At 71.9% G+C, this 15,050-nt stretch carries 13 protein-coding genes; 11 read left to right on the forward strand and 2 right to left on the reverse strand.

Annotation, left to right across the window (positions count from 1 at the left end; all coding sequences use genetic code 11):
- The 5 genes from ACIQOU_RS07390 to disA all read left to right on the forward strand — a co-directional run bounded on the left by ACIQOU_RS07390 (position 1) and on the right by disA (position 5,560).
- On the forward strand, positions 1-462 hold the full coding sequence (locus ACIQOU_RS07390) for a cupin domain-containing protein (RefSeq protein WP_401535783.1): 462 nt from the start codon (positions 1-3) through the stop codon (positions 460-462).
- Positions 463-512: 50 nt separating this feature from the next.
- On the forward strand, positions 513-1,427 hold the full coding sequence (locus ACIQOU_RS07395) for an alpha/beta hydrolase (RefSeq protein ID WP_401534756.1): 915 nt from the start codon (positions 513-515) through the stop codon (positions 1,425-1,427).
- A gap of 162 nt (positions 1,428-1,589) precedes the next feature.
- Positions 1,590-2,483 carry a helix-turn-helix transcriptional regulator gene (locus tag ACIQOU_RS07400; RefSeq protein ID WP_401534758.1) on the forward strand — a complete coding sequence of 298 codons (894 nt, stop codon included), beginning with the start codon at positions 1,590-1,592 and terminating at the stop codon, positions 2,481-2,483.
- Positions 2,484-2,944: 461 nt separating this feature from the next.
- Positions 2,945-4,354, forward strand: coding sequence for a DNA repair protein RadA (gene radA, locus ACIQOU_RS07405; RefSeq protein WP_401534760.1), 1,410 nt, complete (start codon positions 2,945-2,947; stop codon positions 4,352-4,354).
- Positions 4,355-4,435: 81 nt separating this feature from the next.
- On the forward strand, positions 4,436-5,560 hold the full coding sequence (gene disA / locus ACIQOU_RS07410) for a DNA integrity scanning diadenylate cyclase DisA (protein ID WP_401534762.1): 1,125 nt from the start codon (positions 4,436-4,438) through the stop codon (positions 5,558-5,560).
- A 504-nt stretch (positions 5,561-6,064) separates the two neighbouring features.
- Here the strand turns inward: disA and ACIQOU_RS07415 are convergent.
- On the reverse strand, positions 6,065-6,892 hold the full coding sequence (locus ACIQOU_RS07415) for a hypothetical protein (protein ID WP_401534764.1): 828 nt from the start codon (positions 6,890-6,892) through the stop codon (positions 6,065-6,067).
- Between the two features lie 213 nt (positions 6,893-7,105).
- On the opposite strand from ACIQOU_RS07415, the gene ACIQOU_RS07420 reads away from it, so the two are divergent.
- From ACIQOU_RS07420 to cseC, 5 genes are all read left to right on the forward strand, one after another.
- Entirely contained in the window at positions 7,106-8,011 is a 906-nt protein-coding gene (locus ACIQOU_RS07420) for an A/G-specific adenine glycosylase (RefSeq protein WP_401534766.1), read from the forward strand.
- Between the two features lie 320 nt (positions 8,012-8,331).
- Complete coding sequence (locus ACIQOU_RS07425; RefSeq protein ID WP_401534769.1) at positions 8,332-8,871, forward strand: SigE family RNA polymerase sigma factor; 540 nt, start codon at positions 8,332-8,334, stop codon at positions 8,869-8,871.
- Complete coding sequence (locus ACIQOU_RS07430) at positions 8,859-9,509, forward strand: hypothetical protein (RefSeq protein ID WP_401534771.1); 651 nt, start codon at positions 8,859-8,861, stop codon at positions 9,507-9,509. The genes ACIQOU_RS07425 and ACIQOU_RS07430 overlap by 13 nt, the downstream gene beginning before the upstream one ends.
- 230 nt (positions 9,510-9,739) lie before the next feature.
- Positions 9,740-10,444, forward strand: coding sequence for a two-component system response regulator CseB (gene cseB, locus ACIQOU_RS07435; protein ID WP_401534774.1), 705 nt, complete (start codon positions 9,740-9,742; stop codon positions 10,442-10,444).
- A gap of 16 nt (positions 10,445-10,460) precedes the next feature.
- Positions 10,461-11,804 carry a two-component system sensor histidine kinase CseC gene (gene cseC / locus ACIQOU_RS07440; RefSeq protein WP_401534777.1) on the forward strand — a complete coding sequence of 448 codons (1,344 nt, stop codon included), beginning with the start codon at positions 10,461-10,463 and terminating at the stop codon, positions 11,802-11,804.
- Positions 11,805-12,672: 868 nt separating this feature from the next.
- Here the strand turns inward: cseC and ACIQOU_RS07445 are convergent.
- The gene (locus ACIQOU_RS07445) at positions 12,673-14,271 is read right to left on the reverse strand and encodes an MDR family MFS transporter (protein WP_401534779.1); all 1,599 of its coding nucleotides are present in this window, start codon (positions 14,269-14,271) and stop codon (positions 12,673-12,675) included.
- A 127-nt stretch (positions 14,272-14,398) separates the two neighbouring features.
- Here ACIQOU_RS07445 and ACIQOU_RS07450 point away from each other — a divergent pair, with 127 nt between their 5' ends.
- Positions 14,399-14,998 carry a TetR/AcrR family transcriptional regulator gene (locus ACIQOU_RS07450; protein WP_401534781.1) on the forward strand — a complete coding sequence of 200 codons (600 nt, stop codon included), beginning with the start codon at positions 14,399-14,401 and terminating at the stop codon, positions 14,996-14,998.
- Positions 14,999-15,050: the final 52 nt, after the last annotated feature.

Genomic DNA, 15,050 nt, shown 5'->3' on the forward strand with positions numbered 1-15,050 from the left:
ATGACCTACCTGGCCCAGGCCGATCAGCAGCAGAAGCTTGAATGGCTCGACGGCGGCCAGTTCGCCGTTCTGCTGGACAGCGCGGCCACCGACGGACAGCTGACCGTCGGACGGTTCACCGTGTCCAAGGGCGAGGCGCCGCCGTATCACCTGCACACGCGCGAGGACGAGATCTTCATGCTCATCAAGGGCACCGCGCTGCTGTGGTCGGACGACCAGGAGATGGAACTCTCCGAGGGCGGCGTCGTCTACCTGCCGCGCAACGTCCCGCACGGCTACCGGATCACCTCCGACACCGCCGACCTGCTGATGATCTGCACGCCGGGCGGCATCGAGGGCATGTTCCGGCACGCCGGGCGCGACCTGGCGACCGAGCGGCCCGAGGGGTTCGAGATCAGCAAGGAACGCATGGCCGAGGCCGCCGACCTGTACGGCCAGGTCATCGTCGGCCCGCCCCGCTGAGGCCCTGTCGTCGCCGCCGTTTCGCCACCCTTCTTAAGAAAGGCACCACCATGTCCGCGCAGCAACGCCGTGACCTCGACGCGCTGTTCCGGCACGCCCCGCTCGACCTCGGCGGCGACGTGACCGCCGCGCGGGACGTCTTCCACGCCATGATGACGTCGATCCCGCTGCCGCCCGACGTGACGACCGTCGACGGGCTGCTCGGCGAGATCCCCGTCGTCACCGTCGACACGCCCGGCAGCGATCCGGACCGTGTGCTGCTGTACTTCCACGGCGGCGCCTATGTCGTCGGTTCCGCGGCCGCCGCGGCCGGTCTCGCCGCCGACGTGTCCCGGCGCGCCGGCGCCCGCGCGGTCTGCGTCGACTACCGGCTTGCCCCCGAACACCCGTTCCCGGCTGCCGTAAACGACGCCGTCGCCGCGTACCGCGCGCTGCTCGACGAGGGCGTCCCCGCGGAGCGGATCGCGTTCGTCGGGGAGTCCGCGGGCGGTGGCCTCACCGTCGCGGCGCTGGTCGCCCTGCGGGACGCGGGGCTGCCCCGGCCGGCGTCGGCGGCGGTGTTCTCGCCCTGGGCCGACCTCACGGTCTCCGGCGCCAGCGCGACCGGCAAGGCCGCCCTCGACCCCGCGCTGACCGCCGAGGTCCTGCGCACCAGGGCGCGTGACTACCTCGGGGCAACGGCGGCGAAGGAGCCGTTGGCCAGCCCGGTGTTCGCCGATCTGACCGGGCTGCCGCCGCTGCTCGTCCAGGTGGGCTCGCACGAGATCCTGCTCGACGACGCCGTCCGGCTCGCCGCGCGCGCGGGCGCCGACGACGTCCACGTGGAGTTGCAGGTCTGGCCCGAGGTCCCGCACGTCTTCCAGGCGTTCGCCGCCGTGCTCGACGACGCCGTTGACGCCCTTGAGGCGGCCGGCAGGTTCACCCGGGCGCACTGGGACGCCGCCGAGGCCGCGCCCGGGACCTGAGCCGCGACGCCCTCCCGACCCGGCCGACGCGCCCGGAAGCTGCCGTTCCAGGGGCTTCTGGGGCGAGTTGGGGAGGGCCACGCGTGCCCTCGGCCGCCGGGCTTTACCCAGACGTGAGAGAAGCGACCCGCACGCGCGCGTGACGCCGACCATGATGACCCCATGGTCACGGCGAACCACTTCGGCACCGCCCTACGAGGCTGGCGGGAGCGCCTTTCGCCCCTGGCGAGCGGACTCGATCCCGGCGCCGCCCCGCCCTTGACCGGCCGCCGCATACCCGGCCTGCGCCGCGAGGAACTGGCCCACCTCGCCGGCCTGTCGGTCGACTACGTGGTCCGGCTCGAACAGGGCCGCGCCCGCACGCCCTCCCCGCAGGTCGTCGGCGCCCTGGCCCGCGCCCTGCGGCTGGACGTCGCCGAGCGCGACCATCTTTTCCGCTGCGCCCACCTCGCCCCGCCGTCCCACGGTGACGTGCCGTTGCGGGTGCCGCCCCGGGTCCACCGGCTCGCCCGGCAGCTCAGCGACGCGCCGGTCGCGGTCTTCGCCGCCGACTGGACGCTGGTCAGCTGGAACCGGATGTGGACCGCCGCGATCGGCGACCCGCACTCATACGGCTGGGACCAGGGCAACATCGTCGCCGGGATGTTCCGCACCGAGGGCGGGCACAGGGCGGGCCCCATCGGCGGCTGGCCGGTGCGTTCCTGGGCGGGCGACGAGGCGGAGGAGGCGGCCCTCGTGGCCGATCTGCGGGTCACGGCGACGACCTACCCCGACGACGCCCGCCTCGCCGCGCTCGTCGAACGCCTGCGGCGCACCAGCCCCCGGTTCGCCCACCTCTGGTCCAACGGCACCGCGGGCCCCCTCACCGGCGATCGCAAGACCGTCGAACACCCCGTCGTGGGCGACCTCGTCCTCGAACTCGACGTCCTCCTGGTCCCCGGCTCCGACCTGCGGATCATCACCTACACGGCCGACACGAACACCGACGACGCCGAGAAACTGGCCACCTTACGCGCGACCTGCCAGGGGACACAGCCACCCACCGGCCAACGGTAACGAGGCCCACCGACCAGGTCCGTTCCGAGCGAACACCGATGCAGGCAACACACGTTCAACCGGGTACCCAACGGCAACGGCAACGACCGGCCGCCGGTCGGGGGGACGGTTCGCGGGAGCGGGGGAACGGCGGTGCGGGCGGCGCGCGTCAACGTGGCGGCCCCCGGCCACGGGCAGCGACCGGCCGCCGGGCAGGGGACGGTTCACGGGAACGGCGGGACAGCGGGCCAACGGCTATACGGGCGGCGCGCGTCAACCCGGTGGCCGCCGGGCAGGGGGCGGTTCGCTGCAACGGCGGGACTGCGGGCCAACGGTCGTGCGGGCGGGGCGCGTCAACAGCGGGGTGCCGGTCACCTGTCCGGGGTGGGGCGGGGCGGCCTGAGCCGGCCGGAGGGCCTCCTCGTCGGGCCCGGGATCAGGGCGGCGGGGGCGTTGTCAGTGGCGGGGGCTACGGTTTCGTCATGGCTGCCCGCACGAGGACCACCAAGGACCGACCGTCCTACCGCTGCACGGAGTGCGGTTGGCAGACGGCGAAGTGGCTCGGCCGCTGCGCCGAGTGCCAGGCGTGGGGGACGGTCGAGGAGTACGGCGCGCCCGCCGTGCGCACGACGACGCCGGGCCGCGTCACCACCTCCGCGCTGCCCATCGGCGAGGTCGACGTCCGTCAGGCCACCGCCCGCTCCACCGGCGTGCCCGAGCTGGACCGGGTCCTCGGCGGCGGTCTGGTGCCCGGCGCGGTGGTGCTGCTGGCCGGCGAACCCGGCGTCGGCAAGTCGACCCTGCTGCTGGACGTGGCCGCCAAGTCGGCGAGCGACGAGCACCGCACCCTGTACGTGACCGGCGAGGAGTCCGCGAGCCAGGTCCGGCTGCGCGCCGACCGGATCGGCGCCCTCCACGACCACCTGTATCTCGCCGCCGAGACCGATCTGGCCGCCGTTCTGGGCCACTTGGACGCGGTGAAGCCGTCGTTGCTGATCCTGGACTCGGTGCAGACGGTGGCCTCCCCGGAGATCGACGGTGCCCCCGGCGGCATGGCGCAGGTCCGTGAGGTGGCCGGTGCCCTGATCCGCGCCTCCAAGGACCGGGGCATGTCCACCCTGCTGGTCGGCCATGTCACCAAGGACGGCGCGATCGCGGGCCCGCGCCTGCTGGAGCACCTCGTCGACGTCGTCCTGTCCTTCGAGGGCGACCGGCACGCACGCCTGCGCCTGGTCCGGGGCGTCAAGAACCGTTACGGGGCGACCGACGAGGTCGGCTGCTTCGAGCTGCACGACGAGGGCATCGTCGGCCTCGCCGACCCCAGCGGCCTCTTCCTGACCCGGCGGGACGAGCCGGTGCCCGGCACCTGTCTGACCGTCACCCTGGAGGGGCGCCGCCCGCTGGTCGCCGAGGTCCAGGCGCTCACCGTCGACTCCCAGATCCCCTCACCGCGCCGCACCACGTCCGGTCTGGAGACGTCCCGGGTCTCGATGATGCTGGCGGTCCTGGAGCAGCGTGGCCGGATCAGTTCGCTCGGCAAGCGGGACATCTACTCGGCGACGGTCGGCGGCGTGAAGCTGTCGGAACCGGCCGCCGACCTCGCCATCGCCCTCGCCCTGGCCTCCGCCGCGAGCGACACCCCGCTGCCCAAGAACCTCGTCGCGATCGGGGAGGTGGGCCTGGCGGGCGAGGTCAGACGGGTCACCGGCGTGCAGCGCAGACTCGCCGAGGCACACCGGCTCGGCTTCACCCACGCGCTCGTGCCGGGCGACCCCGGCAAGATCCCGGCGGGCATGAAGGTCCTGGAAGTGGCCGACATGGGAGACGCCCTGAGAGTCCTCCCGCGCTCCCGTCGACGAGACGCCCCACGGGACGAGGAGGACCGCCGGTAGACTTTGCCCTGGTCTCGCCTGTCCGTACGACATCACGTGCGAATCGGGAGCGCCCCCACAACCTGCGACCGGAGGAGTGCAGTGGCAGCCAACGACCGGGCAGCAGCTCCCGGAAAGTCCGGTGGGAGTTCCGGTGCCGATGGCCTGATGCGCGCCACACTGAGCGCCGTGGCACCCGGCACGGCCCTGCGCGACGGCCTGGAGCGGGTGCTCCGAGGCAACACCGGTGGTCTCATCGTCCTGGGCTCCGACAAGACCGTCGAGGTCATGTGCACGGGCGGTTTCGTGCTGGACGTCGAGTTCTCGGCCACGCGCCTGCGTGAGCTGTGCAAGCTCGATGGCGGCATCGTCGTCTCGTCGGACCTCTCGAAGATCCTGCGGGCGGGGGTCCAGTTGGTCCCCGACCCGATGATCCCCACCGAGGAGACGGGCACCCGGCACCGCACGGCGGACCGGGTCTCCAAACAGGTCGGGTTCCCGGTGGTCTCGGTCTCCCAGTCGATGCGCCTCATCGCGCTCTACGTGGACGGCCAGCGCCGCGTCCTGGAGGACTCGGCCGCGATCCTCTCCCGGGCCAACCAGGCGCTGGCCACCCTGGAGCGCTACAAGCTCCGCCTCGACGAGGTGGCGGGCACCCTCTCCGCCCTGGAGATCGAGGACCTGGTGACGGTCCGGGACGTCTCCGCGGTGGCCCAGCGCCTGGAGATGGTCCGCCGTATCGCCACCGAGATCGCCGAGTACGTCGTCGAACTGGGCACCGACGGCCGTCTGTTGGCCCTCCAGCTCGACGAACTCATCGCGGGCGTCGAGCCCGAGCGTGAGCTGGTCGTCCGGGACTACGTGCCCGAGCCGACCGCGAAGCGCTCCCGCACGGTCGACGAGGCGCTCGCCGAGCTGGACAAGCTCAGCCACGCCGAGCTGCTCGAACTGGCCACGGTGGCCCGCGCGTTGGGCTACACGGGCTCGCCCGAGACTCTCGACTCCGCGGTCTCGCCCCGGGGTTTCCGGCTGCTGGCCAAGGTCCCCCGGCTGCCCGGCGCGATCATCGACCGCCTGGTCGAACACTTCGGCGGCCTACAGAAGCTCCTCGCCGCCAGCGTCGACGACCTCCAGACGGTCGACGGCGTCGGCGAGGCCCGAGCCCGCAGCGTCCGCGAGGGCCTCTCCCGGCTGGCGGAATCCTCCATCCTCGAACGCTACGTCTAGCCTCCCGGCAGAAGCAGGCACGTTACACCGGGCCCGAGACCCCGAACCGGCCGACTGAACCGGCGGCCCAGGTCAACTCCGGTGCCACCGGGGGGGGGACGCGTCACACCGGGCAGAGACACGGCGCCGCGTGCGGGAGCGGGGGCGGGCCGGGGGCAACCCCGCCACCCCGGGACCGGGCACACCCCGACGCGCTGAGACACGGCGCCCCCTGCGGGAACGGGGGGGGTGGGCCGGGGGGCTGGACCGACAGGACGGTGGCGACTCCGGTGGGCCGGGGGCTGGACCGGCGGTCCGGGGCCTCGCCCGGCGCCCCAGCCGCCCCTAGCGCCCCGGCCGTACCCGGCGCCCCAGCCCCACCAGCTCAGCCGCCCCCGGCACCCCGACGCCACCCCTGCCGTACCCGGCGCCCCAGCCGTCCCCCGCGCCTCAACCCCGCCCGGTGCCCCCAGCCCTGCCCCCGGTGCTCCGCACTCGCGCGGCGCTCGGGTCGGGCCGGTTGGGTCAGTCGGTTTTGATCACGAAAGATGTCTGGGCCTTGGGGAAGCCCGAGGAGTTGGCTTCGGCCAGGTAGGTGCCTGGGGCCGCCGTGCCTGCTGGGGGTGTGGCGCATTCGGGGGCGCTGGGCTTGAGGTCCCACTTCACCGTGTAGGTGATGGTGGTGTTGGCCGGGACCTTGAAGAGCATCGTCGACGCGCCCGGCGGGCAGTCCGCGGAGGACCAGTAGTCGCTGCTCTCGCCGGACTTGCTGATCGTCACGATCGCGTTCTTCGGGCCGAGGTCGATCTTGCAGTCGCTGCCCGAGGTGTTCTTGGCGGTCAGGAGCAACGACGGCTGCTCGCCGGGCTCGTAGGTGTTGTGGGCGCTGCGCAGGCTCAACTGGACGGCGTTGGAGACGCAGTTGGGCAGCGGGCTGCCGCCGGGCAGGGCGTCCTCCGAGCCGACCTCGACGGCGGCGGAACCGGAGCCGGTCCCCGTACCCGTGCCGCCCGCACTCGACGTGTCGCCGGAGCCGGACGAACCGGAAGAGCCCGACGCGTCACCGGAGTCGGAGCCCGAGCCGCTCGAACTGCCCGTGCCCGCACCGGAGTCGTCGCGTCCGCCCGGTGCCTGGCTGATCGCGGGGCCCGATTCCGAGGGGCCGGGCGTGATCGAAGCCGTGGGGTGCTTCGCGTCGCCCCCGCCCGCGCCGTTCTTGCCGTCCCCGGCGCTCGACAGCACGATCCACAGGGCGATGACCGCCAACAGGGCGATCACGGACAGCAGTACGACCCTCCGGCGCCAGTAGATGGAGGAGGGAAGCGGCCCGATCGGATTGCGCAGAGATCCCACGCGCCAAACTCTACGAGAGAACGGCGCGTCGACCCGCCCCACCCGCCGCCACTACCTCAACTTTTCCGGATCATCATGCAACTAGCCCGGATCACAAGGGGACATCGGGCCGCGCGCGCTCCCGCGAGCCCCGCCGCGCGACCGATCCGCTCCCCGGGCACACGGCGCATCGGTGACCAAACGCCCACCCGCCGTGGCAGGATCGGAACCGCCATGACTGTGCCCACGAAACCCACCCCCGCCCCCGCTCCGTCGCTCCACTCCCCCGTCATCGACTGGTTCGACGAGAACGCCCGTGACCTCCCCTGGCGCCGCCCCGACGCCGGGCCCTGGGGGGTGATGGTCAGCGAGTTCATGCTCCAGCAGACCCCCGTCAACCGCGTCCTGCCGGTGTACGAGCAGTGGCTGCGCCGTTGGCCGCGCCCCGCCGACCTCGCCGCCGACGCCCCCGGCGAGGCCGTCCGCTCCTGGGGCCGGCTCGGCTACCCGCGCCGCGCCCTGCGGCTGCACGGCGCCGCCGTCGCGATAACGGAACGGCACGACGGCGACGTTCCCACCGAGCACGCGGCGCTCCTCGCGCTGCCCGGCATCGGCGAGTACACGGCCGCCGCGGTCGCGTCGTTCGCCTACGGCCAGCGCCACCCGGTGCTCGACACCAACGTGCGCCGGGTCTTCGCCCGCGCGGTCACCGGCGTCCAGTACCCGCCGAACGCGACCACCGCCGCCGAACGCAAGCTCGCCCGCGCCCTGCTCCCCGACGACGAGCCCACCGCCGCCCGCTGGGCCGCCGCGTCGATGGAGCTGGGCGCCCTGGTGTGCACGGCGAAGAACGAGACCTGTCACCGCTGCCCGATCGCCGCGCAGTGCGTGTGGCGGCTGGCCGGGAAGCCGGACCACGACGGACCGCCGCGCCGGGGCCAGACCTACGCCGGGACCGACCGCCAGGTGCGCGGCAAGCTCCTCGCCGTGCTGCGCGAGGCGCACGCGCCGGTGCCGCAGTCGGCGCTCGACCGGGTCTGGCACGAGCCGGTGCAGCGGGCGCGGGCCCTGGACGGGCTCGTCGCGGACGGGCTCGTCGAACCGCTGCCGAACGGTTTGTATCGGTTGCCGTCGGCATAAGGACACGTTCACAGGTCTGACCGGCCTCGCTGTCACGTCGACGTGCGCGCAGACGCCGTTCCGACGCCTTTGTAAGGGCCGCGCCACCTAGACAAATCGCCGCACAGCCGGACAACAGGGCCCGTCTGCTCCGTCGTTGCCTCCCGCTGTTACACAACCGACGGACAGCCGATTGCCAGCCGCGCGCTCGCTCGCACAGTGCCGTGACAACCCGTCCGTAGCTTCATTTGTGTGCCCGGCGGACCGGGGACGACGAGGGAACGCAAGCGGAGCCCGACGGCCATCGAGCCGCTCGGAACGGGGAACGGGAGGCGGTTCAGATGGCGCAGGCCGAGGTGCTGGAGTTCGAGGAGTACGTCCGCACCCGACAGGACGCGCTGTTGCGCAGCGCCCGTCGGCTGGTCCCGGACCCGGTCGACGCCCAGGACCTCCTCCAGACGGCGCTGGTGCGGACCTACGGCCGCTGGGAGGGCATCGCCGACAAGCGCCTCGCGGACGCCTACCTGCGCCGGGTGATGATCAACACCCGGACCGAGTGGTGGCGGGCCCGGAAGCTGGAGGAGGTGCCGACCGAGCAGCTGCCCGAGGCCTGCGTGGACGACTCCGCCGAGCAGCACGCGGACCGCGCGCTCCTCATGGACATCATGAAAGTTCTGGCACCGAAGCAGCGCAGCGTCGTCGTCCTGCGACACTGGGAGCAGATGTCCACGGAGGAGACGGCCGCCGCGCTCGGCATGTCGGCCGGAACGGTCAAGAGCACGCTGCACCGGGCGCTCGCCCGGCTCCGGGAGGAGCTGGAGAGCCGCGATCTGGACGCACGCGCGCTGGAGCGTGAGGAGCGGGAGCGGTGCGCGGTCTGAGCGACGCGGAACCCCCGGGACGGGGGGCGGTGCGGGCGACGTTCACGGCGGTGGCCGTGCTCGTCGCCCTCGGGCTGTTCGCGTCCGCGTGCGCGACCGGCGGCACCGGCGCCCGTGACGAGGGCCCCGCGCACGCCGACTCGGTGGCCGGAGTGGCCTCCTCCGCCACGCCAAGCGCCACCGCCACGCCCGGCCAGGTGAACGCGGTCCGGCTGGTCAAGGACGACCCGGAGGTCTCCGCGGAGGTCAAGCGCGAGCTGAAACCCTGCGTGGCCGACGAGTACCCCGTCGACGTGTCCTACGGCGAGCTGACCGGCGGTTCGGCCGACGACGTGGTCGTGAACGTCCTGACCTGTGGTGACGCGGTGGGGGTCGGCTCGTATGTCTATCGCCGGGTCGCCGGACGGTACGAGAATGTCTTCAAGGCCGAGGAACCCCCGGTCTACGCCGAGATAGACCGCGGCGACCTGGTGGTGACCAAACAGGTGTACGAGAAGGGCGACCCGGTGTCGAGCCCGTCCGGCGAGAACGTGATCACCTACCGCTGGACGGCGAACCGATTCACCGAGGAGTACCGCACACACAACGACTACAGCACCGCCGTCGGAGGCGTCGCGTCCCCGGCCCCGAGCACGTGACCCAGCAGTTGTGGTCAGGGCCTCGTCGGCCGGTTCGATCGCAGGTGGGACCGGTCGCCGGTGAACCGATCACCCACCCCGGCCCGATGTAGGGGGCATACACCGGCCCAGGTGATGTACAGATGGGTGAACGGCGTTCGGTCCCGCGAGACCCGTACCTCGCGCGACCCGCAGCCCATGAGACCGACCCCGTCAGACCCCGACCCGAATCGAGAACTGAGAGCACCGGGATGGCAGACCAGACCCACGTCCTGTTCGTCGAGGACGACGACGTCATCCGTGAGGCCACCCAACTCGCCCTGGAGCGGGACGGCTTCGCGGTCACGGCGATGCCCGACGGACTGTCCGGCCTGGAGGCGTTCCGGGCCGACCGCCCCGACATCGCGCTCCTCGACGTGATGGTTCCCGGCCTCGACGGCGTCAGCCTGTGCCGGCGTATCCGCGACGACTCCACCGTGCCGGTCATCATGCTGTCGGCGCGCGCCGACTCGATCGACGTCGTCCTCGGCCTGGAGGCGGGCGCGGACGACTACGTCACGAAACCGTTCGACGGCGCCGTCCTCGTGGCCCGCATCCGCGCCGTGCTGCGCCGTTTCGGGCACGCGAGCGGCGGGGACCGTTCCGAGACACCGGGCGACGGCGCCGAGGGCGGGGTGCTGAGCTTCGGCGAGCTGGAGATCGACACCGAGGGCATGGAGGTGCGCCGGTCCGGGCAGCCGGTGGCGCTGACGCCGACCGAGATGCGGCTGCTGCTGGAGTTCTCGTCGGCGCCGGGCACGGTCCTGTCCCGGGACAAGCTGCTTGAGCGGGTCTGGGACTACGGCTGGGGCGGCGACACCCGCGTCGTCGACGTCCATGTGCAGCGGCTGCGCACGAAGATCGGCCAGGACCGCATCGAGACGGTGCGCGGCTTCGGTTACAAGCTGAAGGCCTGAGCGGGGACACCACGACATGCGGGGGATCTTCCGGCGCCTGAACCCGGCGCACGACGACACCAACGGCATCCGCACCGGCGTGCGGTGGAAGCTGAGCGCCGCCATCGCGCTGGTCGGCGCGCTGGTGGCGGTCGCGCTGAGCCTGGTCGTGCACAACGCGGCCCGCGTCTCGATGCTCGACAACGCGCGCGACCTCGCCGACGAACGCATCCAGATCGCGCAGCGCACCTACGAACTGTCCGGCCGGCCGAACTTCCCCAGCGTGAAGATCGACGACCCCGACCTGCCGGCGGCCCTCCAGACCAAGATGGAGCAGAACCGCCGGGCGACCTTCGTCACCGACCGCCCCAACGGCGTCCCGGACATCTGGGCCGCCGTCCCCGTCAAGGGCGGGCATGTGCTGTCCCTGCACACCGGGTTCACCGACCGCAGCACCGACATCCTCAAGGATCTCGACCAGGCCCTGGTGATCGGCTCGATCGCGGTGGTCCTCGGCGGCAGCGCGCTCGGCGTGCTGATCGGCGGCCAGTTGTCACGTCGGCTGCGCAAGGCCGCCCACGCCGCGAACGCGGTCGCCCGGGGTGAGACCGACGTCCGGGTGCGGGACGCGATCGGCGGGGTGATCCGGGACGAGACCGACGACCTCGCGCGCGCGGTCGACGCCATGGCCGACGCGCTCCAGCAGCGCCTGGAGGCGGAACGCCGGGTGACCGCCGACATCGCGCACGAGCTGCGCACCCCGGTGACCGGACTGCTCACCGCCGCCGAACTGCTGCCCCCGGGCAGGCCGACCGAGCTGGTCCTCGACCGGGCGAAGGCGATGCGCACGCTCGTCGAGGACGTCCTGGAGGTGGCCCGCCTGGACGGCGCCTCGGAACGTGCGGAACTCCAGGATCTGCTGCTCGGCGAGTTCGTGGCCCGGCGGGTGATCGCGAAGGACCCGGCCATCGTGGTGCGGGTGGTGCACGAGTCCGAGGTGACGACCGACCCGCGCCGCCTGGAGCGGGTGCTGTTCAACCTCCTCACCAACGCCGCCCGGCACGGCAAGCCGCCGATCGAGGTCACCGTCGAGGGCCGGGTCATCCGGGTCCGCGACCATGGCCCCGGTTTCCCGTCCGACCTGCTCGCGGACGGCCCGAGCCGGTTCCGCACCGGCAGCGCGGACCGCGCGGGGCAGGGGCACGGGCTCGGCCTGACCATCGCGGCCGGGCAGGCCCGCGTCCTCGGCGCCCGCCTCACCTTCCGCAACGTCCGCCCCACCGGCGCCCCGGACCACGTCCCCGCGGAGGGCGCGGTGGCCGTCCTCTGGCTCCCCGAACACGCCCCAACCAACACAGGCAGCTACCCCATGCTCCCGTAACCCCCACCCCACCAACCAACGGCCCCACCCCCACAGCCAACGGCCGGGCAACGCCACCAAAGCCCAAGACCAACGGCCCCGCCCCCACAGCCAACGGCCGGGCACCGCCGTTAAGGGGCCACGACCAACCGCCCCGACCATCCAACCCACGGCCGGGCAACGCCCTTAAGGGGCGCGGGCCTGCATCGATATGCGGCTCCGCCGCGCGGGCACGACAAGCCCCCACGGCCCCGCACCCGCCCACAACCCCTGTTTTTAGGGGCGCGGGGAACTGCGCGACCAGCCCCCACGGCGCCGCACCTGCCCACGACCCCTGTTTTTAGGGGCGCGGGGCTGTATCGATATGCGGCTCCGCCGCACGGGCACGACAAGCCCCCACAGCCCCGCACCCGCCCACAACCCCTGTTTTAGGGGCGCGGGGAACTGCGCGACCAGCCCCCACGGCGCCGCACCTGCCCACAACCCGTGTTTTAGGGGGCGCGGGCCTGCATCAATATGCGCCTCCACCGCACGGGCAGGCCCAGCCCCCACGGCCCGTGTCTTAGGGGCGCGGGGCTGTATCGATATGCGGCTCCGCCGCGCGGGCGCAACCAGCCTCCACGGCCCCGCACCCACCCACAACCCCGCATATCCAGGGGCGCGGGGAACTGCGCAAACCCCCCACCGGCCCGCACCCACACCCCGATAGCGACCCGCACCCCTGACACGCGCCCCGCACAAGCCCCCCGGCCGACAGGCCACCAGCCAGGGCCCGCCCGGGCCCGGACACACCCCCGCCAACGCCGAAGGCCCCCGTGGCGGACACCACCGAGAGGCCTTCAGCCCAAGCAGAGCGCAAGCGCTCAACCCCCGCCGCTCACACGGCCGTTCAGACCGCCTCGACGATCGGCGCCTGAATCTTCACGCCACCCTCAGCCCCGTCGGCAGACTCGCCCTTCGCCGGCCCCGCCCCCCGAAGGGCGACCTCCTTGACGAAGACGGAGGCGATGAGCGCGACCACGGCCACGACCGACCCCAGCAGGAACGCGGAGTGCGTCCCCGCGGACACCGCGTGCTGATACGCCTCCCGCGCCGCCTCCGGCAACTTCGCCAGACTCGCCGCATCCAGCTGCGCGGACTTCTCGGTGATCTGAGATCCCAACGCCCCCGCCCGCTCGGACATGACGTCCTGGACCCGGTCGTTGAACAGCGCACCCATGATCGCGACGCCGAACGAGGACCCGAGCGTACGGAACAGCGTGGCGGACGACGACGCGACGCCGATGTCCTTCATCTCGACGCTGTTCTGCGCGACCAGCATGGTGATCTGCATCAGGCAGCCCATGCCGAGCCCGACGACCGCCATGAACACACCGGACGTGAACCGCGAGGTCCCGGTGTCCATCGTGGACAGCAGATACAGCCCGACGATCATCAGGGCACTGCCGACGATCGGGAAGACCTTGTACTTGCCGGTGTTCGTGGTGACCCGCCCGGCCACCATCGAGGTGACGAGCATCGCGCCGAGCATCGGCAGGAGCAGCAGCCCGGAGTTGGTCGCGGAAGCGCCCTGCACGGACTGCTGGTACAGCGGCAGGAACAGCGTCGCACCGAACATCACGAAGCCGGTGATGAAGCCGATGACGGACATCAGCGTGAAGTTCAGGCTGCGGAAGATGTGCAGCGGCAGCACCGGCTCGGCCGCCTTGGTCTGCCAGAACACGAACCCGACGAGCGAGGCGACCCCGATGCCGGTCAGCTCCATGATGCGGGCCGAGGTCCACGCGTACTCCGAGCCGCCCCAGGTGGTGACGAGCACGATCGCGGTGATGCCGACGGTCAGCAGAACGACTCCGAGGTAGTCGATCCCGGCCTTGGACCGCTTCTTCGGCAGATGCAGGACAACGCTGATGAGGCCGAGCGCGACCACACCGAGCGGCAGGTTGATGTAGAAGGCCCAGCGCCAGCCCCAGTTGTCGGTGATCGTGCCGCCGACCAGCGGTCCGCCGATCATCGCGATGGCCATGACGCCGGCCATCATGCCCTGGTACTTGCCGCGCTCACGGGGCGGTATCAGATCGCCGATGATCGCCATGACGCCGACCATCAGGCCGCCCGCGCCGAGCCCCTGCACCGCGCGGAAGGCGATCAGCTCGCCCATGTTCTGGGCCATGCCGCTGAGCGCGGACCCGATCAGGAAGATCACGATCGACGTCATGAAGGTGGCCTTGCGGCCGTACATGTCGCCGAGCTTGCCCCAGACCGGGGTCGACGCGGCGGTCGCGAGCGTGTACGCCGTCACCACCCACGACAGGTGTTCGAGCCCACCCAGCTCCCCCACGATCGTCGGCATCGCGGTGCCCACGATCATGTTGTCGAGCATCGCCAGCATCATCGTGATCATGAGGGCGAGCAGGACCACCCGCACGCTTCTCGGTTGTTTCCCGGTCAACGGGTCGACCTCGTCGACCTTCGTCGTGTCCGCCATGGCCAGCCACTTCCCCTTGGTGCTTCCCCCCGGCCGACCACTTACTTGCCGCCCGGCTAGTTCACTACACTGCGGAAGGTAGCCCCGTAACTAGCCGGGCGTCAAGTAAGTTTTTCGGAGTGCGAGGATGGTCGGCACCATGGACGGCACCAAGCAGCAGCGCCGCGGAAACACCCGCCAGCGCATCCAGGACGTGGCCCTCGAACTCTTCGCCGAACAGGGCTACGAGAAGACCTCCCTGCGCGAGATCGCCGAGCGCCTCGACGTCACCAAGGCCGCGCTCTACTACCACTTCAAGACGAAGGAAGAGATCCTCGTCAGCATCTTCGAGGACCTCTCGCAGCCCATAGAGGCCCTGATCGAGTGGGGCAGGCGGCAGCCGCAGAACCTCGCGACCAAGCAGGAGATCATCCGCCGGTACAGCGACGTCCTGGCCGGCGCCTCCCGGCTCATCCGCTTCATGCAGGAGAACCAGGCGACGGTGAAGGAACTCCGCATCGGCGAGATGTTCCGCAACCGCATGATCGGCATGCGGGACATCCTCATCGACCCGGAGTCCGAGCTGATCGACCAGGTCCGCTGTGTCAGCGCGATGTTCACGCTGCACGCCGGGATGTTCGCCCTGGGCGACATCGAGGGCGACCCCGAGGCCAAGCGCAAGGCCGTCCTCGAAGTCGCCACCGACCTGGTGACCCGCGCCCACGAGGGCATGCAGGCCTCCTCCTAGCCGCAGATCCGACGCCGGTCGGGCACCCGTCAGGCATCCGTCGGGCGTCCGC

Source organism: Streptomyces sp. NPDC091279 (assembly GCF_044757465.1).
Classification (GTDB): domain Bacteria; phylum Actinomycetota; class Actinomycetes; order Streptomycetales; family Streptomycetaceae; genus Streptomyces.

Coding starts and splice junctions, on each gene's coding strand:
- ACIQOU_RS07390 (WP_401535783.1), top strand. CDS start 1: ATGACCTACCTGGCCCAGGCCGATCAGCAGCAGAAGCTTGAATGGCTC.
- ACIQOU_RS07395 (WP_401534756.1), top strand. CDS start 513: ATGTCCGCGCAGCAACGCCGTGACCTCGACGCGCTGTTCCGGCACGCC.
- ACIQOU_RS07400 (WP_401534758.1), top strand. CDS start 1,590: ATGGTCACGGCGAACCACTTCGGCACCGCCCTACGAGGCTGGCGGGAG.
- radA (WP_401534760.1), top strand. CDS start 2,945: ATGGCTGCCCGCACGAGGACCACCAAGGACCGACCGTCCTACCGCTGC.
- ACIQOU_RS07420 (WP_401534766.1), top strand. CDS start 7,106: ATGACTGTGCCCACGAAACCCACCCCCGCCCCCGCTCCGTCGCTCCAC.
- ACIQOU_RS07425 (WP_401534769.1), top strand. CDS start 8,332: ATGGCGCAGGCCGAGGTGCTGGAGTTCGAGGAGTACGTCCGCACCCGA.
- cseB (WP_401534774.1), top strand. CDS start 9,740: ATGGCAGACCAGACCCACGTCCTGTTCGTCGAGGACGACGACGTCATC.
- cseC (WP_401534777.1), top strand. CDS start 10,461: ATGCGGGGGATCTTCCGGCGCCTGAACCCGGCGCACGACGACACCAAC.
- ACIQOU_RS07445 (WP_401534779.1), bottom strand. CDS start 14,271: ATGGCGGACACGACGAAGGTCGACGAGGTCGACCCGTTGACCGGGAAA.
- ACIQOU_RS07450 (WP_401534781.1), top strand. CDS start 14,399: ATGGTCGGCACCATGGACGGCACCAAGCAGCAGCGCCGCGGAAACACC.